Source organism: Actibacterium mucosum KCTC 23349 (assembly GCF_000647975.1).
GTDB lineage: Bacteria > Pseudomonadota > Alphaproteobacteria > Rhodobacterales > Rhodobacteraceae > Actibacterium > Actibacterium mucosum.
Genome location: NZ_JFKE01000008.1, coordinates 24477 through 44888, shown reverse-complemented (window position 1 = coordinate 44888; position 20412 = coordinate 24477). Strand labels below are relative to the sequence as shown.

General features: G+C 61.7%; 20 protein-coding genes and 1 riboswitch. Of the genes, 12 read left to right on the top strand and 8 right to left on the bottom strand.

Annotated elements, in window-relative coordinates; all coding sequences use genetic code 11:
- The 10 genes from ACMU_RS16225 to ACMU_RS16185 all read left to right on the top strand — a co-directional run bounded on the left by ACMU_RS16225 (window position 1) and on the right by ACMU_RS16185 (window position 8150).
- Window positions 1-717, top strand: a complete 717-nt coding sequence (locus ACMU_RS16225; protein WP_152544655.1) for a nitroreductase — start codon at window positions 1-3, stop codon at window positions 715-717.
- Window positions 714-1493 carry an enoyl-CoA hydratase-related protein gene (locus tag ACMU_RS16220; RefSeq protein ID WP_035261665.1) on the top strand — a complete coding sequence of 260 codons (780 nt, stop codon included), beginning with the start codon at window positions 714-716 and terminating at the stop codon, window positions 1491-1493. Before ACMU_RS16225 ends, ACMU_RS16220 begins: the two co-directional genes overlap by 4 nt.
- The gene (locus tag ACMU_RS16215; protein WP_035261663.1) at window positions 1490-2257 is read left to right on the top strand and encodes an SDR family NAD(P)-dependent oxidoreductase; all 768 of its coding nucleotides are present in this window, start codon (window positions 1490-1492) and stop codon (window positions 2255-2257) included. Before ACMU_RS16220 ends, ACMU_RS16215 begins: the two co-directional genes overlap by 4 nt.
- Window positions 2258-2458: 201 nt before the next feature.
- Window positions 2459-2571, top strand: a riboswitch (guanidine-I (ykkC/yxkD leader).
- An 87-nt stretch (window positions 2572-2658) separates the two neighbouring features.
- Complete coding sequence (locus ACMU_RS16210; protein WP_035261801.1) at window positions 2659-3711, top strand: putative urea ABC transporter substrate-binding protein; 1053 nt, start codon at window positions 2659-2661, stop codon at window positions 3709-3711.
- A 42-nt stretch (window positions 3712-3753) separates the two neighbouring features.
- Entirely contained in the window at window positions 3754-4566 is an 813-nt protein-coding gene (locus ACMU_RS16205) for an ABC transporter permease (protein ID WP_035261661.1), read from the top strand.
- Complete coding sequence (locus ACMU_RS16200; protein ID WP_035261658.1) at window positions 4563-5330, top strand: ABC transporter ATP-binding protein; 768 nt, start codon at window positions 4563-4565, stop codon at window positions 5328-5330. The genes ACMU_RS16205 and ACMU_RS16200 overlap by 4 nt, the downstream gene beginning before the upstream one ends.
- A complete protein-coding gene (locus ACMU_RS16195) occupies window positions 5311-6555 on the top strand; it encodes an agmatinase family protein (protein ID WP_035261655.1) in 1245 nt (414 codons plus the stop codon). The genes ACMU_RS16200 and ACMU_RS16195 overlap by 20 nt, the downstream gene beginning before the upstream one ends.
- On the top strand, window positions 6545-6973 hold the full coding sequence (locus ACMU_RS16190; protein ID WP_035261651.1) for a hypothetical protein: 429 nt from the start codon (window positions 6545-6547) through the stop codon (window positions 6971-6973). Before ACMU_RS16195 ends, ACMU_RS16190 begins: the two co-directional genes overlap by 11 nt.
- The gene (locus ACMU_RS19365) at window positions 6970-7131 is read left to right on the top strand and encodes a peptidase M23 (RefSeq protein ID WP_152544653.1); all 162 of its coding nucleotides are present in this window, start codon (window positions 6970-6972) and stop codon (window positions 7129-7131) included. Before ACMU_RS16190 ends, ACMU_RS19365 begins: the two co-directional genes overlap by 4 nt.
- A gap of 65 nt (window positions 7132-7196) precedes the next feature.
- The gene (locus ACMU_RS16185) at window positions 7197-8150 is read left to right on the top strand and encodes an aminotransferase class IV (protein WP_035261648.1); all 954 of its coding nucleotides are present in this window, start codon (window positions 7197-7199) and stop codon (window positions 8148-8150) included.
- A 97-nt stretch (window positions 8151-8247) separates the two neighbouring features.
- On the opposite strand, the gene ACMU_RS16180 is transcribed toward ACMU_RS16185, so the two are convergent.
- The 8 genes from ACMU_RS16180 to ACMU_RS16145 all read right to left on the bottom strand — a co-directional run bounded on the left by ACMU_RS16180 (window position 8248) and on the right by ACMU_RS16145 (window position 18136).
- A complete protein-coding gene (locus tag ACMU_RS16180; protein ID WP_081805567.1) occupies window positions 8248-9318 on the bottom strand; it encodes a DUF1513 domain-containing protein in 1071 nt (356 codons plus the stop codon).
- Entirely contained in the window at window positions 9308-10381 is a 1074-nt protein-coding gene (locus ACMU_RS16175; RefSeq protein WP_035261642.1) for an imelysin family protein, read from the bottom strand. Before ACMU_RS16175 ends, ACMU_RS16180 begins: the two co-directional genes overlap by 11 nt.
- Window positions 10382-11908, bottom strand: coding sequence for a di-heme oxidoreductase family protein (locus ACMU_RS16170; RefSeq protein ID WP_035261640.1), 1527 nt, complete (start codon window positions 11906-11908; stop codon window positions 10382-10384).
- Window positions 11909-11914: 6 nt separating this feature from the next.
- Complete coding sequence (locus tag ACMU_RS16165) at window positions 11915-13159, bottom strand: imelysin family protein (RefSeq protein ID WP_035261639.1); 1245 nt, start codon at window positions 13157-13159, stop codon at window positions 11915-11917.
- Between the two features lie 215 nt (window positions 13160-13374).
- A complete protein-coding gene (locus ACMU_RS16160) occupies window positions 13375-14940 on the bottom strand; it encodes a PhoX family protein (RefSeq protein WP_035261637.1) in 1566 nt (521 codons plus the stop codon).
- 164 nt (window positions 14941-15104) lie between these two features.
- The gene (locus tag ACMU_RS16155) at window positions 15105-15386 is read right to left on the bottom strand and encodes a c-type cytochrome (RefSeq protein ID WP_035261635.1); all 282 of its coding nucleotides are present in this window, start codon (window positions 15384-15386) and stop codon (window positions 15105-15107) included.
- Window positions 15387-15490: 104 nt separating this feature from the next.
- A complete protein-coding gene (locus ACMU_RS16150) occupies window positions 15491-17668 on the bottom strand; it encodes a xanthine dehydrogenase family protein molybdopterin-binding subunit (protein ID WP_035261632.1) in 2178 nt (725 codons plus the stop codon).
- 3 nt (window positions 17669-17671) lie between these two features.
- Window positions 17672-18136, bottom strand: a complete 465-nt coding sequence (locus ACMU_RS16145) for a (2Fe-2S)-binding protein (protein ID WP_035261629.1) — start codon at window positions 18134-18136, stop codon at window positions 17672-17674.
- A 374-nt stretch (window positions 18137-18510) separates the two neighbouring features.
- Here ACMU_RS16145 and ACMU_RS16140 point away from each other — a divergent pair, with 374 nt between their 5' ends.
- Both ACMU_RS16140 and ACMU_RS16135 read left to right on the top strand, forming a co-directional pair.
- Window positions 18511-19404 carry an AraC family transcriptional regulator gene (locus ACMU_RS16140; RefSeq protein ID WP_035261791.1) on the top strand — a complete coding sequence of 298 codons (894 nt, stop codon included), beginning with the start codon at window positions 18511-18513 and terminating at the stop codon, window positions 19402-19404.
- Between the two features lie 123 nt (window positions 19405-19527).
- Entirely contained in the window at window positions 19528-20412 is an 885-nt protein-coding gene (locus ACMU_RS16135) for an MBL fold metallo-hydrolase (protein ID WP_081805566.1), read from the top strand.

Below are 20412 nucleotides of genomic sequence, written 5' to 3'. Positions count from 1 at the left end.
ATGACCGACATGACCCCCGCAACCCGCCGCGCGGCTGCCGCAACGGTGACCGAGGCGCTGCAAACCCGCCAATCCATGCGCGCCTTCCTGCCTGACCCGGTGGATGACGCGATAATTGCCGAAATTCTGCAAAACGCCGCCCGCGCGCCCAGCGGCACCAACACGCAGCCCTGGCATGTCTATGTGGTGCGCGGCCAGCAGCGCGAAGAGTTGAGCGCCGAGATTCTGGCCGCCTTCAACGCCGGCGAGCAGCCCGCGTTTGAGTACAGCTATTACCCCGAAACCTGGCGCGACCCCTATCTGGCGCGGCGCCGCGCCAATGGCTGGGGCCTGTACGGCGCCCTGGGCATCGAAAAGGGCCAGCGCGACAAGATGCAAGCCCAGCACGGCCGCAACTATCTGTTCTTTGACGCGCCGGTGGGGCTGATGTTCACCATCGACCGCGACCTGGAAATTGGCTCGTGGCTGGATTACGGCATGTTCCTGCAATCGGTCATGGTGGCCGCGCGCGGCTATGGGCTGGATACCTGCGCACAGCAGGCCTTTGCCCAGTATCACGCGATCATCGGGCGTCGCCTGTCGATCCCGGCCGACCAGATGATCATCTGCGGTATGGCGCTGGGATATGCCGACATGACCGCCCCCGAAAACCACTATCGCACCCCCCGCGAACCGCTGGACGTGTTCGCCACCTTTGTTCAGGAGCTGGCCCCATGAATGTTGTCGATGTCACCACCGAAGGCCGCGTGGGGGTCCTGACGCTGAACCGCCCGGGCGCGCTGAACGCGCTGAACATGCAAATGCTGGACGAGATCACCGTCGCGCTGGACCGGTTCGAGGCCGACCCCCGCATCGGCGCGGTGCTGGTGCGCGGCTCGGCCCGCGCCTTTTCCGCCGGGGCTGATATCAAGGAAAGCCAGCCGCGGCGCTTTCCGCAGGTTTTTGTCGAGAACTGGCAGGCCGGCTGGTCGCGGGTCGCAGATTGCCGGCTGCCGATGGTGGCCGCGGTCAATGGCTATGCGCTGGGCGGCGGGTGCGAATTGGCGATGAGCTGCGATCTGGTGATCGCCGGGCAAACCGCCAAGTTCGGCCAGCCCGAGGTGACGCTGGGCGTGATCCCCGGTATGGGCGGCACGCAGCGCCTGACCCGCGCGGTGGGCAAGGCCAAGGCCGCCGATCTGCTGATGACCGCCCGGATGATGGACGCGGACGAGGCCGAACGCGCCGGGCTGGTCAGCCGCATCGTCCCCGACGCGCAGGTGGACGACACCGCGATGGCCGCCGCCCAAACCATTGCCGGGTTTGGCCGCACCACGATGCAATTGCTGAAGGAAACGCTGAACGCCGCGTTCGAGACGCCGCTGGCCGAGGGGCTGCGGGTTGAAAAACTGGCCTTTCACAGCTGCTTTGCCACGCCTGAACAGGCCGAAGGCATGGCCGCCTTTGCCGCCAAGCGCGCGGCAAACTTTCATCACGAGGAGACCGAGGCATGAAATGGACAAACGATATCGCGGCGGTGGTGACCGGCGGCGGCTCGGGGCTGGGCGCGGCGACGGCCCGGCGGCTGGCCGGGCTGGGGGCCAAGGTTGCCCTATTTGACCTGAACGCCGAGGCCGGCGCGGCTGTCGCCGACGAGATCGGCGGGCTGTTTTGCAATGTTGACGTGACCTCGACCGACAGCCTGGCCGAGGGCTTTGCCGCCGCGCGCGCTGCCCATGGGCAGGAACGTATCCTGGTGGCCTGCGCCGGCATCGCGCCCGGCCAGAAAACCGTGTCGCGCGGCGTAGCGCACGACCCCGGCCTGTTCGCCAAGACGCTGGCCATCAACCTGGGCGGCACGTTCAATGCCGCCGCGCAGTCGGCTGCCGGCATCGCGACGCTGGACAGCGTCGACGCCGATGGCAGCCGCGGGGTGATTGTGATGACAGCCTCGGTTGCGGGGATCGAGGGCCAGGTCGGTCAGGCTGCCTATGCCGCGTCCAAGGGCGGGGTGATCGGGCTGACCCTGCCCATGGCGCGCGATCTGGCGGATAAGGGGATCCGCGTGGTGACCATCGCGCCCGGCCTGTTTGAAACCCCGATGATGGCCGGGCTGCCCGACGATGTGCGCGACGCCCTTGGCGGGCTGGCCCCGTTCCCCGCACGGCTGGCCAAACCAGACGAATACGCCCAGATGGTGCAGCAGATCGTCGAAAACGACATGCTGAACGGCACGGTCATCCGGCTGGACGGCGCCATCCGCCTGCCGCCGCGTTAACGCGATCCTGCAAATATGGCGCTCCCGGCATCTTTTGCCGGGAGATTTCTTTTTCGAATTGCCTCAGAAATTCACCAAAAATCGCCGATGCCAAGAGCAAATGTGGCCATGTTCGCCCAAATTTGCAGCAACTCGTCGCCAATCCTTATTTCAAACTTTCCAAAACCTAGAGGATTCGCCCCCTCGTGCGTCACGCTGATTATGCAGGGTGCCTAGGGTTCCGCCGGTTCATTTCAAACCGGGACTGGTCCGAGAGGTGCCGCCGATCCGGCAAATTCCGGACCGGTACACGGCGGGAAAAAATCCCGGGAGAACACTGCGCCGGCTTGTCCGTGCCTGTTCTCATTGTTCCGCCAGCGGACAGGCAGCGACCCTTGGTGGAACAAGACAGGGAAGATGCGATGCTGAAGAAAACTCTCCTTTCTGCCGCGATCCTTGGGGCCGTTCTGGGTGCCCCGGCGATGGCCGAACAGAAATCCGAATTTAAAGTGGCTTGGTCAATTTACGTGGGGTGGATGCCCTGGGGGTACCTCGAAACCTCGGGCATTATGGACAAGTGGGCCGACAAGTACGAGATCGATGTCGAGATCGTGCAAATCAACGACTATATCGAGTCGATCAACCAATACACTGCCGGTGCCTTTGACGGCGTGTCGGCCACCAATATGGACACGCTTTCGATCCCGTCGGGTGGCGGCGTCGATACCACCGCCTTGCTGGTGGGCGACTATTCCAACGGCAATGACGCGGTCATCATCAAGGGTGAAGGCGGGCTGGAAAGCCTGAAGGGAAAGCCGGTGAACCTGGTTGAATTGTCGGTCAGCCACTATCTGCTGGCGCGCGGTCTGGACTCGGTGGGCCTGTCCGAGGCTGATCTGGCCGGTGTCATCAACACATCCGATGCCGACATGATTGCCGCCTATGCCACCGATGACGTCGAGGCGGTTGTGACTTGGAACCCGCTGGTCTCGACCATTTTGGAAGAGCCAACCGCGACCAAGGTCTATGATAGCGCGGACATTCCGGGCGAAATCATCGACATCATGTTCGTGAACACCGACACGCTGGCCGACAACCCGGCCTTCGGCAAGGCGCTGACCGGCGCATGGTACGAGGTTCTGGGCCTGATGGCGGCCGGCGACGAAGAGGCCCTGACGGCCATGGCCGAGGCTTCGGGCACCGATCTTGCGGGTTACAAGGCACAGCTGGCCTCGACCCAGATGTTCTATGACCCGGCCGAGGCCATCGCCTTCACCGAGGGCGAGGCGTTGAAGGAAACCATGGTGAATGTCGCCGAGTTCCTGTTCGACAAGGGCATTCTTGGCGAAGGCGCGCCCAGTGCCGATTTCGTTGGCGTGGCCTATCCTGACGGCGCAACCACCGGCGACGCGAACAACGTTCAGTTCCGCTACGACACCACCTACATGCAGATGGCCGCCGACGGCGCGCTGTAACCCAAAGGGGCCCCGGCGTCTTAGACCGGGGCCATTTATCCCATGCGGCTGATCAACCAAAAACCCGGGCGGGTGCTGGCGCTGTTCCTGGCGATCCTGCCATTCCTCGCCGTGCTTCTGGCCTATAAAATGGGCTCGGACGCGCGACTGGCGGTGAACCCGTCGGACAAATTGTTGCCTGCAATCTCAACCATCGTGGACACGGCCGAACGGCTGTTCACACAGCCCGACCGCCGGTCCGGTCGCATCTTGTTGTGGCATGACACCGCGATCAGCCTGCAACGGCTGGCGCTGGGAACGGGCATCGCGGCCCTTGGCGGGTTGGCCTTTGGTCTGGCCATCGGGTTGCTGCCGCATGCACGCTCCACTTTGTCGGGGTTTGTCTCGGTTGCCTCGATGGTGCCGCCACTGGCGATCCTGCCGATCCTGTTCATTGTGTTCGGGTTGGGCGAAACCTCGAAAGTCATGCTGATCGTCATCGGCATCATGCCGTTTCTGATCCGCGACCTGTCCCAACGGGTGCTGGACATCCCGCATGAACAGATCATCAAGGCCCAGACACTGGGCGCCTCGACCGGGGTGATTGCCCTGCGCGTAGCCCTGCCCCAGCTGATGCCGAACCTCATTCAATCCGTGCGCCTGTCGCTGGGTCCGGCATGGCTGTTCCTGATCGCGGCCGAGGCCATCGCCAGCGACCTTGGCCTGGGCTATCGCATCTTTCTGGTGCGCCGCTACCTGGCGATGGATGTGATCCTGACCTACGTCATCTGGATCACGCTTCTGGCCTTCGTCATCGACTGGGCGTTGAAACAGACCGCCCGCAAGGCGTTCCCCTGGTCCGGAGAAGCGCTATGAGTTTCGTGACCATCGACAATATCTTCCAAAGCTACGGCCCGCGCCCCATCCTGGAACGTGTCAGCACAAGCGTGGACGAGGGTGAGTTTATCTCGATCGTCGGCGCATCGGGCTGTGGCAAATCCACCTTTCTGCGCCTGCTTCTGGCCGAGGAACAGCCCACCCGCGGTGAGATCCGTATCGACGGCAACCCGCCAGCCCGCGAACCGGGGATCGAACGGGGCGTGGTGTTTCAACGCTATTCGGTCTTTCCGCATATGACGGTTATGGACAATGTTCTGGCCGCCGAAAGCTTTGGCACGCGGTTCGGGTTTCTGCCGCGTAAGGCCCGCAAGGGCGCGCGTGATCGCGCCATGGCAACGCTTGACCGGATCGGCCTTGCCCACGCCGCCGATCTTTACCCCACGGCGCTGTCCGGCGGCATGCAACAGCGTCTTGCCATTGGACAGGCCCTGACCGCAACGCCGCGCATCCTGCTACTGGACGAACCCTTTGGCGCGCTGGATCCCGGAACCCGCCTGCAAATGCATGATTTCCTTATGGAGTTACGCGAAGAGACCGGCATGACCGTGTTCATGGTCACCCACGACCTGGACGAAGGGTTCAAGCTGGGCGACCGCGTTCTGGTCTTTGACAAACCCCGCTGGGATCCCACCGATCCCGACATCATCGGGGCCACAATCACGTATGATTTCGATGCCCGAAATGGGGGCATCCCCTTCCAGACGATCAAGGAGGAAACCCATGTTCTTCACCCCGCCTGAGCGCACGCGCTCGCACCACCCGGCGGATCGGCGCCTGCCGCAGGCCCGCGCCCACCATCCCGACCTGACCAAGCTGGGCGGATGGAAGGCCATGCAGGCCGAGGCCGACATTCCCGAAGGCCGCGCCGACGAGGAACGCCGCTGGGCATTGCGCATGGGTCTGACCGGCGCCGACAGCATCGACGACAAGTCGATCCCCACCTTCGCACGGGGCGAACTGCCCCATTACGCCGGCATCAACACTTTCCTCAAGGCCCCCTATGCCGAGGATGTTTTGGAGGTTGCCAATTACGACGCCACCGTTCTGGGCATCCCGTTTGACGGCGGCACCACCTATCGGCCCGGCACCCGGTTTGGCCCGCAGGGCCTGCGCAAGATCTCGGCGCTTTATACGCCTTATAACTATGAGCTCGGCGTTGATCTGCGCGAACAGATGACCATGTGCGATGCCGGCGACGTCTTCACTATCCCGGCCAATCTGGAAAAGAGCTTTGACCAGATCAGCCGCGCCGTCAGCCACGTGTTCAGCTCGGGCAGCCTGCCGATCATGATCGGCGGCGACCATTCGATCGGCTTCCCCTGCGTGCGGGGCATCGCCGAATGCACGTCCAAGAAAATTGGCATCGTGCATTTCGACCGCCACGCCGACATTCAGGAGAAAGACCTGGATGAACGCATGCACACAACCCCCTGGTTCCACTCGACAAACCTGCCCAACGTTCCGGCCAAGAACCTTGTTCAGGTCGGCATCGGTGGCTGGCAGGTCCCGCGCGAGGCGGTAAAGGTCGCACGCGAGCGTGAAACGAACATCATCACCATGGCCGATATGGAGCGGATGGGCGTCGACAAAACCGCCGAGATGGCGCTGGAAATGGCGTGGGACGGTGTGGACATGGTCTATATGTCCTTTGACATCGACAGCATCGATTGCGGTTTTGTGCCCGGCACCGGCTGGCCCGAACCCGGCGGGTTCCTGCCGCGTGAGGCGCTGGCGCTGGCCAGCAAGGTCGCGGCGCAGGGTATCTGCGGCATGGAGTTGGTCGAGGTCTCGCCGCCCTATGACACCTCGGACATCACCGCCCTGATGGGCACCCGCGTGATTGTCGACGTGTTGGGCGCGATGGTCAGCAACGGCACGTTGGGCAAACACAAGGTTCATATCGACAAGCCGGTTGAAATCCCGCATGGCGAGTTTCAGGGCAAGAGGTGGTCAAATGCCACATGACATCGTGAACGGCCATATTGGCCACAATCATCACCATGATGGGGACCACCTGCACAGCCATATGCTCCCCGAGGACGAGGCCGCCGACCTGCAGGTTCTGGCCACGCAATTCATCGACGGGTTCGTCAAGGCCGCAGACAAGTCCAGCTACCTGAAGCTGGCCGGTGTGCCGTTTGAACGTCCCGGTGTGGGCGGTGACAAAGCGCTGAAGCTTGTGGATGTGGAACTGACGACCGACTGGCAGGTCGGCACCGCCAGCCCGTCCTTTGGCAGCCGCGAGCTGAGCTATCTGCCCTTTCCCGCCGAAATGGTGCGTGAACGAACCAATATGGGCCTTGTCTATGTCTCGATCGACGAAAAATCGGTCTGGGACATCCGTGAATTTCTGTCCGCTCGTAAAAAGGAGATTGAGGGATGAAAACTGTTCTTGCTGTGTTGGCCGCGGGCCTGACCGCCCTGCCCGCACTGGCACATACCGGTGAACATGTCCACGCGCACCCGCATGGTTCCGAAGGCGCCATCGCGTTGATGGTGTTGGCGCTGGCCGGGCTGGGATACGCCGCGCTGCGTCGTTGATCATCTTGACAAGATCGCCGCGGGCGTGACGATGGCGCCAAACCATCGCACGCCCGAGGCCCCCCATGACAACCGAAAACGCCCCCACCACGCACGACGCCGAAGACGATCCGCGCAATGCCGATTTGAAGATCTGGGTCAACGGCGCGCTTGTCCACAAGGACGAGGCCGTGGTGTCGGTTTACGACAGTGGCTTCATGCTGGGCGACGGCATGTGGGAAGGCATGCGGCTTTACGATGGCGAATGGGCGTTTTTCGACGACCACATGGACCGGCTGTTCAATTCGTTGAAGGCCGTGTCGCTGGAAATCGACGAAACGCCGGACGATATTCGCGATCTTCTGGACGCAACAGCCAAGGCCAACGGCATGACCGGCGACGCGCATTGCCGTCTGATGATCACACGCGGACGCAAGGTGAAACCGTTTCAGCACCCTTCGCTCAGCCGGTCCGGGCCGACCATCGTCGCGATCTTGGAGCATTCCAAACCGGCCGAGCACCTGGCCGAAAAAGGCATTCGTCTTGCCAGCGTGCCGCAAGTCCGCGGCCTGCCCCATTCCCAGGATGCCAAGTTCAACAGCCATTCCAAGCTGAATTGCGTGATCGCGTGCCTGCAGGCCGAACAAGCCGGGGCGGACGAGGCCCTGATGCTGGACCCGCACGGGTTCGTAAACACAACAAACGCCTGCAATTTTTTCATCGTCAGAAAGGACGAGGTTTGGACGTCGACCGGCGACTATTGCATGAACGGTGTGACCCGTCAGAAGGTCATCGATCTGTGTCGAGACAACGGTATTCCTGTGCGGGAAAAGAACTATTCGCTCTACGAAGCTTATAGTGCAGACGAAGCGTTCCTGACCGGCACATTCGGCGCGCAGACACCTGTCGCAAGCATTGATGGCAAGGTCGTGGGAAGCGGTGATCGGCCGGTGATGACCCGCATACGTGCGCTTTATAAGCAACTGATCGCCAAAGATATTGCCGGTCAAAAGCAACGACGGACGGCTGCGCACCAGTAACCGTACCGTGTTCGCACAACCGGCCGGTACAGGCATTCAGCGTTGGCGACGACATGTGCGGTTGATGGTGCTGTCATCCCGCGGGATGTAAGGGCTGTTACAGGCGCACGAGGTGATTGTCCCAGACGCCGTCGACCTTGCCCGCAAGTTGGGTTTTTGCCTCTGCCGTCATCGCGGCAATACCCGAGCTTGAGCTGATTGCGACGCCCGACCCAAAGGTCGCGACACCGCTGGCCAACGGCATGTCATAGGCCGCAAGTGGCGCGCCGCTGTCCATGTCAAACGACAGAACGCTGTCGCCTTTCGGACCGGTCACAAAGAAGCTCTGACCATTTCCGGCGATCGCGACGGAGCCGCCATAATGCTTGAGCCGCATCGTGGCCGGATGTTCGAGATAGGTCAGGCCCTGCTCATTGAGCATCGCTGCCACCGGGGCGCGCTTTCGCGGGTCGCCCTGCCATTGAAGTGCGATGGCAATGCGCCCGACTGCATCTGCATCGATATGACGGATGGAGTTCTGCCTCTGGGTATCAGGGGCTTCGACCACATTCGAGATTGCGCCCCATGGGTCCAGAAACGCAAGATTGGTGCGCATGGTTGGCACGTTCAGCCGTGTGCGACCGCTGTTGGGGTGGGTTTGAATCCCGCCGTTGGCGACCGCGAAACCTCCATTGGGCAGGCGCAGAATTTCATGGGGGCCCACACCGCCGGACGGAAGGTCATCCAACCGTTTGAACCTGTCGCCGGCATCCCAAACGCCAATGCGGCCTTGACCGTCGTCAAACGCGTTTTCTGTGGTCAGAAGGTATCGGCCATCTTCGGTGAACGCGCCATGGCCATAGAAATGGCGACCTTCTGGCGCGCTCAAACGCGCGGCTTCGACACCTTCGGCACAGTCGATGACGACGGCGAAACGCCCGGGACGGCGGGCAAACGCAACGGCGACAGGACGCGACGGATGAGCCGCCGCCGCGTGTCCACGGCCCGGAATCGGCAAACGGAAGGTCACCGTGCCAGAGCGCGTCAAGCCAACCAGCCACGCATTGTTATTGGTATCGTTCAGCGCAGATAGCAACGCAGGCGACCCGGCATTGGCCCAGGTTGGTTGCGCCACAACGCTGGCAACCGCGCCTGCAAGGAACCCGCGCCGCCGCATGTCAGTCGCCATCCGCCGGGCTGAACCCGGTATCGACACCTAATCCGGGCCCAATGTCCTCGGCCAGCGAAAGGCGCAGCGCGTCGACCTTTTGCTTCAGAACTTCCACCCGGACGCGGGATACGGGATCTGCAACGGCATCGGAAATGGGCAACGCAACGCGGTCCAGTCGGGTTTGAGTTTGGCCGATAACCTTCAGGACCCAGGCCCGGTCCGGGTCGCGGATGTCGCCGGCAAAACCCTCGCGGATCATCGCCGCCACACCGTCCAGCTGCGCGCCGATAATCGCGTTGCTCAGGCCGGACCGCCAAGCCTCGGCGCGGGTTGGAAAGCTGCGATCAAACGTACCCAACGGGCGGCCCAGCCTTTGTTCGGATATCCGGATCAGCCCAAAATCAAGCGCGGTATACAGCGTCTTCGTGAACTCTTCTGCAGACAAGTAAACCGGATTGTCGGGGCCCGCAGCACGCGCCAGATCGGCCCAGCCGTCGGGGCCGAACCAATCATCGTAAAGCCGCTGGGCCATCTGGGCCAGAAAGCCCGAGACGCCGGTTATTGCCGGGCATTCAGGTGCCTCGGTGAACAGCAGCATTTCTATCGCGGGCAGCCCCTGTACTGCGGCCGAGGCCGCCGCAATCGTGGCCGGGTCCCTTTGCGATTGCAGGGGTTGTTTCAGAAGCCCGGCCAATGCGCGGCCTGTAAAGTTCTTCTTGTCTGGCCAGAAATTGACCGACAGTACCGCGCCGTTGAACTCGACCGGGCCAAATTGATAGCTGTCCAACGGCGCCCATGCCAACCAAGCGGCGCGAAACGCTGTCACCACGTCCTCACGCGGCGCGTCGGCGTCGCAATAGGCTATAGCGCTGTCGTGCAGCTCTTCGCTTGCTACAACAAAGGCGCTGTATTGCCGCTCTAACACGTTCAGTGAACGGCGACGCAGCGCGTCGTGATCTACCTCACCGCGGCCCGGCGCCCAATAAGGCAGGCCCAGTTCCTTGGATATTTCCGTGCCGGTCTGTGCCTTGACCGGCAGGACCAAAAGCAGGGACATCAGCAAAACAATGGCGCGGATCATTCAAAGCGACTCCAGAAAGGCGATCAGTGCAGCACGATCAACGGCAGGCATCTGTCGCACGGTTTCGCGGGCGGCCTCGGCCTCGCCTCCGTGCCACAGGATGGCCTCCAACATGTTGCGCGCGCGGCCGTCATGCAGGAAAAAGCTGTGCTCGCTGACCGTTTTTGTCATCCCGATTCCCCAAAGAGGCGGCGTGCGCCATTCGCGGCCATCAGCCAGCCATTCGCGGCGGTTGTCGGCCAGCCCTTCCCCCATATCGTGCAACAGCATATCGGTATAGGGCCAGATCAACTGAAAGCTCTGCTCGGGTTGATCCGTCAGGCGGTGGGTCACAAATTTCGGCCGGTGGCAGGACTGGCAGCCCGCATCAGAAAAAAGCTGTTTGCCCCGCAAAACTTGCGGCGCGTCCAGATCACGGCGGGCCGGAACGGCCAGATTGCGCGAATAGAAGGTGACCAGGTCCAGTACCTGCGCCGAAACCTCAACATGTTCAGGCGCGTCGCTGCCATCGGGCGCAGCCCGACAATCGGTCTGCACGGCCGAGCATTCGCCCCAAGCGTCCGGATGCAGCGGGGTCGACAGGCCCATATCGCCGCTGAACGCACCGGCAGATTGCGCACGGATTGTCGGCGCACCCGCCTTCAGACCGAACCGCCCCAGCATCCATTGCTGGTATTCCTCTGACCAGACGCGGTTTGCTTTGCCCGAGATCCCATCGCCATTGGCATCTTCCGGGTCGGCAAGGGCCATGATGTCAGCTTCGGGGATAGCTTCCAGCAGGCCCAGCCCGATCATCTGCGGCGCCACGCGCGGGCTGAGGCGCGCCTGTGGATGCAGGGGGCCATAAGCCGGATCGCCCAGTTGATACGTGGGTTTGCGCAGGGTCACCTGCGTACCGTCACCCAAGGTGACCACCTCGGGTTCATAGGTGACCTGCATGCGCCCCTCGGCCGGGACACCTGCGATCGACTTGTCTTGTATCTGCGTGCCATAAGTCGGCTCAGGCACGTTTGCCAGATAGCTCAACGCCTCGGCGTTCAGCCCGCTGACCTCGTCAGGGATCGACACGCGCAGGAACATTGACACACCCGCGTCATCACCGTCCTCGGGCGGATGACCGCGCCCGTCTTTTATATGGCAACGCTGACAAGCGCGGGCGTTGTAGATCGGGCCCAACCCGTCGCTGCTGACGGTCGACGCAGGAGCCGTCACCCAAAGCTTGCGGAAGAAACCGTTCCCGACCTTGAAGTCCAGCTCGCGCTCGAACGACATATTCGCACTGGCGAAAGAGAACGCATTGCGGTTCAGGGCGTCAAACTTGGTGGCCTTACCCGCCGGGTGGGTTTCAAAGGGTTCGGGTGCATCAAACCGGGTCGTCGGGGCCGTCACGGCGGCAATCCGCGCGGCCTCGGCCTCGGTGCGGGGAATGATCGACAGGTGGGGCTCCCCCCACCCGTTGGCATGCAATGGCAACGCGCAAGACCAGAAAGCCGCGGCCAAGATTACGGTGTTGCGCGTTGTCGTCATGAGGGCTTACTCGAACACCGCCGAAACGTTGTCCAGCGAGTCCGACCCCTCGACGGTCACACCTTTCAGCCCCGCCACCTGTACCGCGCGTTCGATATTGCGGGTCTGGGCCACCAACGCCTCAATTGCGTTTTGGATCAAAGCGTTACCTGCCTCATTTCCAGCGGCCAGCATCTGATCGTAGGCGGTGCCAGCTTCGGCCGTCGACTTGATTGCGCCCAGCGCAATCATGGTGCGGTCCATGTCAGCCAACAGGTTGTCGGCCAAAGCTGCGTCGCGTTCGGCGACGAAGTCATAAAGCGACGGCCCCTCGACCACGGAACCATCAATGCGCACATATCGGCCGGTATAGACGTTTCGGACGCCCAGACCGTCATAATAGTGGCTGTTATGGGTGTTGTCCGAGAAGCAATCATGCTCTTCCTCGGGGTCGTGCAGCAGCAGGCCAAGTTTCATCCGCTCGCCCGCCTGTTCGCCATAGCTGAGCGATCCAAGGCCGGTGAAGGCCATGACCAGCGGGTCGCCTGCAGCCAGATCAACGCGGGCCTGTCCGCCGGCGGACCACAGCGCGACGGCATCCATCAGATCGGCAATCAGCAGATCAGTGGCTGCGGTCAGGTACTGCCCGCGACGATCACAATGTCCGCCGGTGCAATCTGTAACGTCGAAATCCGAAGCCGGACGGTTGCCAGCTCCGGCATCCGTGCCGTTAAGGTCTTGACCCCAAAGCAGAAATTCGATGGCGTGGTACCCGGTTGCAACATTGGCCTCGATCCCGTCAAACTCGTGCAGATCCTGCAAAACGGCGGGGGTGATGGTGGTGGCGTCCAGCACCTTACCCGACAATTCAAGCGTCGGGTTCGCGATGATATTGGCCAGTGCGAACGGGTTTTCGTCGTTGCCGCCAAAGAGCGGATCGACGTAGTCAATCAACCCTTCGTCCAGCGGCCAGGCATTCACTTTGCCTTCCCAGTCGTCCACCGAAGGGTTGCCAAAACGAAACGCCTCGGTCTGCTGATAAGGCACACGGGCAGCCAGCCAAGCGGTTTTGGCGGCCTCCAGCGTGGCGTCCGACGGGGCGGCGACCAGCGCGTCGACGGCGGATTTAAGCGCCTTGGCCAAGGTCAGGCTGTCTTCGTACCCGGCCAGGGCAATGTCGGCATAGGTCTGGGTGACGGCGGCTTTGTCGGCGGCAAGGGCCGGTCCGGTCACTGCGGCCGTCATGGCGAAAGTTACAAGAGTTCTTTTCATTTTCACGCTGTCCCGTTCAGCAAAGTTGCAAGTTTTGAACCGCCCACCGCGCCTTTTGAAGCGCCTGGACCTGGCTGGGGCCGTAATCTGGCCTTGCCGAACAATTAACCCAAGTAAAATTGTCAGACAATATATCCGACAAAAATACTTGGATATAATCTCTGGTATCGAAAAGGGGCCCGAAGGCCCCTTTCCCAAGCTCTGAATTCAGACGCTTACTTGCGCCAGATCCACATTGCGTTGTTTTCGTGTTTGCTGGTGTCTTCGCCGATCACGACGGCACCGTCAGCCAGAACGATCAGGTTGTCCGGGTTCGAGATCGAGTCGACCGGGCAAGCGTTTGCTTCGTTCTCTTTGTTGTAGCCGTGGCCAGCAACAACCGGGCTCATGCGCGACACGTTGAAGTTGGCGTCCAGACGCATTTCGTAAACAACACCACACTTGTTTTCGGTAACCGAGATGTCGCCTTCGTCATCCGACATGCCCTTGGAGATTTCCGACATGGCCATGTACATGAAGGGGAAGCCGTTCTCGATGGCAGCAGCGCTGATGTTCACGCCTTCCATCTTGCGGAACTCGGCGGTTGCGCCCTTGGCAACAGCGGCTTTGCGCGATTCCAGGAAGGCAACGCGGTTGTCAGCAGCTTCGCCGCGGGCCCATTCCAGAACGTCCTCGTCCGAGATGTAGCTGGTTTCGCCAGCAACATAGGCATCCATGCCGATGCCGTCATAGTCGCGGATCCAGGCGCCGATCTCGTCGTTGGTGCCGTGGGCCAGTTCGATCCACGAGATGTTGAAGGCGGTGGTGGCAGCATCCGAACCGAAGGCAGCTTCTTGCGTCATCTTGGCGGCAAACAGGGTGCCCGACGACAGGTCGCCAGCGGTGTCAGCAACGAACTTGTAGAAAACAACATCCGTACCGTCATCCGACAGGTAAGCGGTTTTCTCGTCCGGCATCACAACCGAGTTCTCGTGGCTGAAACGGCCCATGGTGAAGTGCTTGACCGGGGTTGCCGAACCGGCGGGATCGGTGATCTCGACGATATAGCCATAGTCATAGGGGTTCGGGTACTTGTCTTCGCCCAGGTATTTGGCCAGCAGCAGGTTATCTTCGATATACTTGTACTCGGCGTTGTTCCAGTCAGCGGTATTGTCGAAATACAGCTCTTCCGAGGTCAGCGGAGTGTTCCACGGCGACATGGTGCCAAAGCAGTTCACCCAGGTCCCATTGACCGACGAGAAGTCGATCATGTCGGTGGCGTCCATATCAACGCTCCAGCTGCCGTCTTCGGCGCGGTTCAGCAGGGCGCGCGACATGCCACCGGGGCGGTTTTCCCAGTTGGTGAACAGGTAGCCGGTGTTGTCGCCGGTGGGCAGGAACGCGTTAAAGTCGGGGTCGTTCGATACGATCAGGTCTTCGCCGGCAACCGACTGGATCACACCGATTTTGCCTGCGTCACCTTCCTGCAGCAGCACCTGGAAGTCGCCCAGGGTCGACAGAACGTCAGCTTTGCCAGCGGCATCGGTCGGGGCGGCCAGTTCGCCGGCGTTCCAGTTAACGTTCGAAATCACGCCAACCGAAGCTTTGGCATAGGTGTTGCCCAGGTCTGCGTCGGGGTGCTGAATGTTGAAGAACAGGTCGTTGCCGAACTCGTACATGCCGGTAATCTCGGCTTTCAGCGGTACGGTGGCCACGCGGGTCAGGGTTTCGGCAGCCGCAGCCGACACGAAACAGGTCGAGCTGAGCAAAACGGCGGCGAGGGAAAAGCGCTTGGTGTTCATCGAACATCTCCAATGTGAACAGGTCTGGCTACGGCAAATCGCTGGAGCCTGCCCGGCCCTTTTGCGAGGCCAAGATCACAGTTCTGCAACGGTTGTTTGAAGGTTTCTGTTACATTCGCCTGCCGCGCAACGCGTCGGCAAAAAGGTGCTGCCCTTTGCCCGGTTCAGTCCGCCACGGTGGACAGATATTCGGCAAGCGCGCGCACCTGACTTTCAGAAAAAGCAAATGATGGCATACGGTTAAGACCGCCAAAGGCGCGACTGAGGGCCGTCACACCTGCGCCGCGAATGTCTGGCTCGGCCGCGTCGCCTCCCGCGCCTTCGGCACCGTGGCAGCGGGCACAGTTTTGTTGAAACAACGCGGCGCCAACCGGATCTGCCCCTGCGGGATGGGTCGTCAGAACGGTGACAATAAGGGCAAGGGGGAACGGAACAATACGGGTCATGCCGGCCGGTTTAGTGGCGGTTTGTCGACCTTTTGCGACAAGCCGCACAAAAAGAAACCCACCGCGCAGAACGCGGTGGGTTGAACGTGTTTTTGGGGCCGGTCTTATGCGAAGTAGACGCCGTTTTCCGTCATCGGCAGCTCGGCCACGCGCAGGTCAAGCTGTGCGATCGCGTTGGCCAATGCCGGGGCCGATGGCGGCGTACCGGGCTCGCCGATACCTGTGGGCGCTTCGGTCGAGGCGACGATATGGGTCTCGATCGCCTGAATGTCCGAGATGCGCAGCGGCTCGTAATCGGGGAAGTTGTACTGCTCCACCGCGCCGTCGGCCAACGTGATCTGGTCGCGCATGGCGTGGCCGATCCCGTACCCGATACCGCCTTCGATCTGGGCCTTGATGACGTCGGGGTTGACCGCGATACCGCAATCCACGGCGGCGGTGACTTTCTCGATCCGGATGCCGTCATCCAGGTTGCCCGAAATCTCGACCACTTCAGCCACGTAGGAGCCGAAGGATTTATGCACAGCTATGCCTTGCACATTGCCCGGCGCGGGGTTGCCCCAATTGCCCTTCTCGGCCGCCAGTTTCAGAACGCCAGCCTTGCGCGCCTGATCCTTTTCGCCCTGCAGGTATTCGAGGCGGAACGCGACCGGATCCTTGCCCGCAGCCTTGGCAGCCATGTCCATCATGACCTCCATTACATAGGCCGTGTGCGTGTGCCCGACCGACCGCCACCACAGCAGCGATGTGGCCTTTTGCGTGTCGGTCAGACCCAGCGACATGGACGGGATCATATAGGGCCCGTCTGCCGTGCCTTCGACCGACGAATGGTCTATCCCTTCCTGCACGGCCATGGCTTCGAACGGCGTGCCTTTCATGATCGACTGTGCGGCGACGTGATGGTCCCAGCCGACGATCTTGCCACTTTCGTCCAGACCAATGCGCACCTTGTGACCTGCCGCGGGCCGGTAGTAACCGCCGCGAATGTCATCCTCGCGCGTCCAGACCAGTTTCACCGGGCGCGAACGATCAGTCATGATAAAGGCCAGCGCGGCCTCGACCTGATAGTCGGCATCCGGTGTGGCGCGGCGCCCGAACGAGCCCCCCGCCAGCATCGTGTTGATCTCGATCATCTCAGCCGGCAGACCAAAGATCTGCTGATAGGCCATGTGGGGCCCGGTGGGCGCCTGACACCCATCATGCAACACAATCTTACCTTCGGCGGTCTGTTCGATGGTGCAGTTCAGCGGCTCCATCGGGGCGTGGGCCAGAAGGGGGAAGTAGAAGGTCTTTTCCACCACCTGCGCCGCGCCATCAACGGCGGCCTTCACCGCAGCCTGATCGGCCTTGTTGACGTTATAGGTCGGCGCGGCGTTCAGGGCGGTCAGGATCTCGTCGCGGATTTCCTGCGAAGAGCGCGCCTCGGCCCCGGACATGTCCCATTCCACGCTCAGCATATCGCGCGCCTGGATCGCGGCCCATGTGTCTTCGGCATAAACCACGACGCCGGCATTGTTCGGCAGGGTCTGCGCCATGATGAAGCCCTTGATCGTCTGCGCATCGGTGTCGTCGAACGACACCACCACGCCGCCGCGCGATTCCGGGCGGGCGATCATGGCGACCATCTGGTTGGGCAGGTGCAGGTCCATGGCGAATTGCGCCTTGCCGTTCACCTTGATCGGGCTGTCTTTGCGGCGGGTTGCCGGGTTGCCGATGATCTTCCATTCCGACGGCTCACGCAGACGCGGGTTTTCAGACGGCGCAAATTCGGCTGCGCCGGCAACAAAGTCACCCAGCGGCGCAGATTTACCGGCCCCCGTAACCATGCCTTCCTGAATGTCCAGAGCGCCGGCATCCACGCCCCATTCGGCGGCGGCGGCCTTGATCAGCATCTCGCGCGCATTGGCGCCGGCCTGACGGTATTGCATGAACGAGTTCGCCATGGCGGTTGATCCGCCCGTGCCCTGAAAACCCCCAAAGAACGTGTTGGCGTAAAGCGCCGGATTTGACGGGGCAAACTCGTAACCGATCTGATCCATGGTCACGCCCAGCTCTTCGGCAATCAGCGAGGTCAGACCCGTGGCAGGCCCCTGCCCTTTTTCGAAGTGCTTGACGATGGCAAAGATATTGCCGTCGCTGTCGATCTTGACGAACGGCGTCAACATCGCGTCGGCCGAACCTGCGGCCGCGGCCGCGCCCTGGGCGCTGGCACCGACATAAAGAAACGCGGTGGTGGTGGCGGCGGATTTCAGGAATCCGCGGCGGGACATTGTCGTGGTCATGACTTAAGCCTCCAGGATCTCTGCGGCGCGCTGAACACCGGCGCGGATACGCTGATAGGTGGCGCAGCGGCAGGCGTTGCCGTACATGTATTCGTCGATTTCCTCGACCGAGGGTTTGGCGTTTTCACGCAGCAGGCCCACGGCGTTCATGATCTGACCCGACTGGCAATAGCCACACTGAACAACGTCCAGTTCCAGCCATGCTTGTTGAACAGCGGCACCGATCTTGTCCTCTTCCATCACCTCGATCGTCGTGATCTCGGCGTCTTCGACATCTTCGATATAGGTCTGGCACGACCGGACAGGCTCGCCGTTCATATGCACGGTGCAGGCCCCGCACGACGCCACCCCGCACCCAAACTTGGTGCCGGTCAGTTTCAGTTCGTCACGGATCACCCACAAAAGCGGGGTGCCGGGTTCGGCATTCACCGTGTGGGTCTTGCCGTTCAGTTTCAGCGTGATTGCCATGGCTGAGGGATCTCCCTATTGGCTGGTGTTCGTTGTTTCTTGGTCCCGTCTGGGGCAACGGTGATCTTTCAGGGCGGTTGGTAATGGCAATGTCATTCGGCGCAACCGCGTCCCCTTTGGATCGATGGCACGTGACCGCAATTCCGGGCAGACCTTGGGACACGCGCAGTTTAGCCGATTTCCATGAACCGCCGTACAGCCCGTTACTTACGCGCCATCACCGGCAGGAAACCGCCTGAATCCAAGCTAGCATTCCGATGTCATATCCCCTTGCCTTATCCTCCAAATCATCTGCCCAATTCTCCACCGCGTGACGGTTAGGCATTTTCCTGCGCACCGATTTGCTTATGTTTGTTGGACAAGGAGGGGTTGCGATGGTGCCCGAAAATCTGATTCAGGACGTTTTCGACCATGTGGCGGCGCAGGGCGCGCTGGACGTCGGATGCCCGTTGGGGGTCGAGGGGTTCTATGCCGTGGCCAACCAGCAGGTAACCGACTGCACGGCGCAGATTTACGAACCGATCATGGTTCTGGTGCTGCAAGGATCAAAAGAGGCGCAGTTCGGCGACCGCATGATCCGTTACAGCGCCGGCGACACTCTGATTGTCAGCCACGCGGTGCCGGTAGAGGCCGCGGTGGTCGAGGCGAGCGCCGAAATGCCCTATGTCGCGCTGGTACTGTTGCTGGATACGGCGTTGCTGCGCACGCTGATCGGCGAGATCGACAGTGTCGCGCAAGACCTCGAAGCCTCGCATGCGCTGGACGTGGATGCCGCCGACATGGCGCTTGTGGACGCCGTTGCGCGCCTGTTCCAAATCTCGACCGACCCGGTAGAAGCGCGCGCGCTGGCCCCGCTTGTCCTGCGCGAGATCCATTTCCGCCTGCTGCGTCAGCGCCATGGCGGGATGCTGCGGCAATTGATGGAACTGGACAGCCCCGCCAGTCGGATCTCCAAAACGCTGTCCACCATCCGCGCCAACTACAAGGCCACGATCCCGGTTGCCGATCTGGCGGCCGAGACGGGGATGAGCCTTTCGGCGTTCCATGAGCACTTCAAATTGGTGACCGCCACGACACCGTTGCAATACCAAAAGGAACTGCGCCTGCTTGAGGCGCGGCGGCTGCTGCTGACCGGCAAGATGTCCGTTGCGTCGACCGCATACGAGGTTGGCTATGAAAGCCCCACGCAGTTCAGTCGCGAGTATTCGCGCAAGTTTGGCCTGTCGCCCAGCAGCCAGAAACCCGCAACGGCCCAGGCTGCGCGCTGAGCAGTTTGGCCTTGCCAAGATTTCGCGCTGGACCTGCCGTGGTTCGTGCTATCCTTCCGGCAAACCGAACACGGGCGGCGCCGCGGCCCCGCCAACACGCATTGCTACCGGAGGAGAACGATCATGGGCTTCGCCGCACTGGACATGGGCACAAGCCCCGCGGTTGAGGGTTTCTTTGACGAGGCCAGCAACACGATCTCTTACATCGTGGCCGACCCCGGCACCGGCGCCTGCGCCATTATCGACAGTGTGCTGGACATCGACTATGCCGCCGGGCGCATAACCTATGACAGCGCAGACCGCCTGATCGCGGCCGTTCGCGAACGCGGGCTGACGCTGCAATGGATCATCGAGACGCATGTGCATGCCGACCACCTGTCGGCGGCGCCCTATATTCAGGACAAGCTGGGCGGAAAAATCGGCGTTGGCGCCCGGATCGTCGAGGTGCAGGAGACCTTTGGCAAGGTCTTCAACGAAGGCACCGCGTTTCAGCGCGACGGCTCGCAATTTGATGCCCTGTTCGAAGATGGCGACACGTATCAGATTGGAAACATGACCGGTTTTGCCATCGCCACGCCGGGACATACGCCGGCCTGCATGGTGCATGTGATCGGCGATGCGGCATTTGCCGGTGACACGCTGTTCATGCCTGATGGCGGCTCAGCCCGCGCTGACTTTCCGGGCGGCGACGCCGGCGCGCTGTACGACAGCATTCAGCGGGTGCTGACCCTGCCCGACGCGATGCGCCTGTTCATCTGTCATGACTATGGCCCCAACGGGCGCGCCATCGCCTGGGAAACCACGATCGGCCAGCAGAAAGCGGACAACATCCATGTTGGGGGCGGCAAGACCCGCGAGGAATTCGTAAAGTTTCGCACCGAGCGCGACGCGCAGCTGGCCATGCCCAAGCTGATCATCCCGTCCTTGCAGGTGAACATGCGCGCCGGTGAAATTCCGCAGGACGACAGTGGTGTGCCGATGCTGAAGGTTCCCGTAAACGGGTTATAG

What these genes read in the sequence shown, in the direction of transcription:
- ACMU_RS16225 (WP_152544655.1), top strand. Translation starts at nt 1, where the DNA reads ATGACCGACATGACCCCCGCAACCCGCCGCGCGGCTGCCGCAACGGTG.
- ACMU_RS16220 (WP_035261665.1), top strand. Translation starts at nt 714, where the DNA reads ATGAATGTTGTCGATGTCACCACCGAAGGCCGCGTGGGGGTCCTGACG.
- ACMU_RS16215 (WP_035261663.1), top strand. Translation starts at nt 1,490, where the DNA reads ATGAAATGGACAAACGATATCGCGGCGGTGGTGACCGGCGGCGGCTCG.
- ACMU_RS16210 (WP_035261801.1), top strand. Translation starts at nt 2,659, where the DNA reads ATGCTGAAGAAAACTCTCCTTTCTGCCGCGATCCTTGGGGCCGTTCTG.
- ACMU_RS16205 (WP_035261661.1), top strand. Translation starts at nt 3,754, where the DNA reads ATGCGGCTGATCAACCAAAAACCCGGGCGGGTGCTGGCGCTGTTCCTG.
- ACMU_RS16200 (WP_035261658.1), top strand. Translation starts at nt 4,563, where the DNA reads ATGAGTTTCGTGACCATCGACAATATCTTCCAAAGCTACGGCCCGCGC.
- ACMU_RS16195 (WP_035261655.1), top strand. Translation starts at nt 5,311, where the DNA reads ATGTTCTTCACCCCGCCTGAGCGCACGCGCTCGCACCACCCGGCGGAT.
- ACMU_RS16190 (WP_035261651.1), top strand. Translation starts at nt 6,545, where the DNA reads ATGCCACATGACATCGTGAACGGCCATATTGGCCACAATCATCACCAT.
- ACMU_RS19365 (WP_152544653.1), top strand. Translation starts at nt 6,970, where the DNA reads ATGAAAACTGTTCTTGCTGTGTTGGCCGCGGGCCTGACCGCCCTGCCC.
- ACMU_RS16185 (WP_035261648.1), top strand. Translation starts at nt 7,197, where the DNA reads ATGACAACCGAAAACGCCCCCACCACGCACGACGCCGAAGACGATCCG.
- ACMU_RS16180 (WP_081805567.1), bottom strand. Translation starts at nt 9,318, where the DNA reads ATGGCGACTGACATGCGGCGGCGCGGGTTCCTTGCAGGCGCGGTTGCC.
- ACMU_RS16175 (WP_035261642.1), bottom strand. Translation starts at nt 10,381, where the DNA reads ATGATCCGCGCCATTGTTTTGCTGATGTCCCTGCTTTTGGTCCTGCCG.
- ACMU_RS16170 (WP_035261640.1), bottom strand. Translation starts at nt 11,908, where the DNA reads ATGACGACAACGCGCAACACCGTAATCTTGGCCGCGGCTTTCTGGTCT.
- ACMU_RS16165 (WP_035261639.1), bottom strand. Translation starts at nt 13,159, where the DNA reads ATGAAAAGAACTCTTGTAACTTTCGCCATGACGGCCGCAGTGACCGGA.
- ACMU_RS16160 (WP_035261637.1), bottom strand. Translation starts at nt 14,940, where the DNA reads ATGAACACCAAGCGCTTTTCCCTCGCCGCCGTTTTGCTCAGCTCGACC.
- ACMU_RS16155 (WP_035261635.1), bottom strand. Translation starts at nt 15,386, where the DNA reads ATGACCCGTATTGTTCCGTTCCCCCTTGCCCTTATTGTCACCGTTCTG.
- ACMU_RS16150 (WP_035261632.1), bottom strand. Translation starts at nt 17,668, where the DNA reads ATGACCACGACAATGTCCCGCCGCGGATTCCTGAAATCCGCCGCCACC.
- ACMU_RS16145 (WP_035261629.1), bottom strand. Translation starts at nt 18,136, where the DNA reads ATGGCAATCACGCTGAAACTGAACGGCAAGACCCACACGGTGAATGCC.
- ACMU_RS16140 (WP_035261791.1), top strand. Translation starts at nt 18,511, where the DNA reads ATGGTGCCCGAAAATCTGATTCAGGACGTTTTCGACCATGTGGCGGCG.
- ACMU_RS16135 (WP_081805566.1), top strand. Translation starts at nt 19,528, where the DNA reads ATGGGCTTCGCCGCACTGGACATGGGCACAAGCCCCGCGGTTGAGGGT.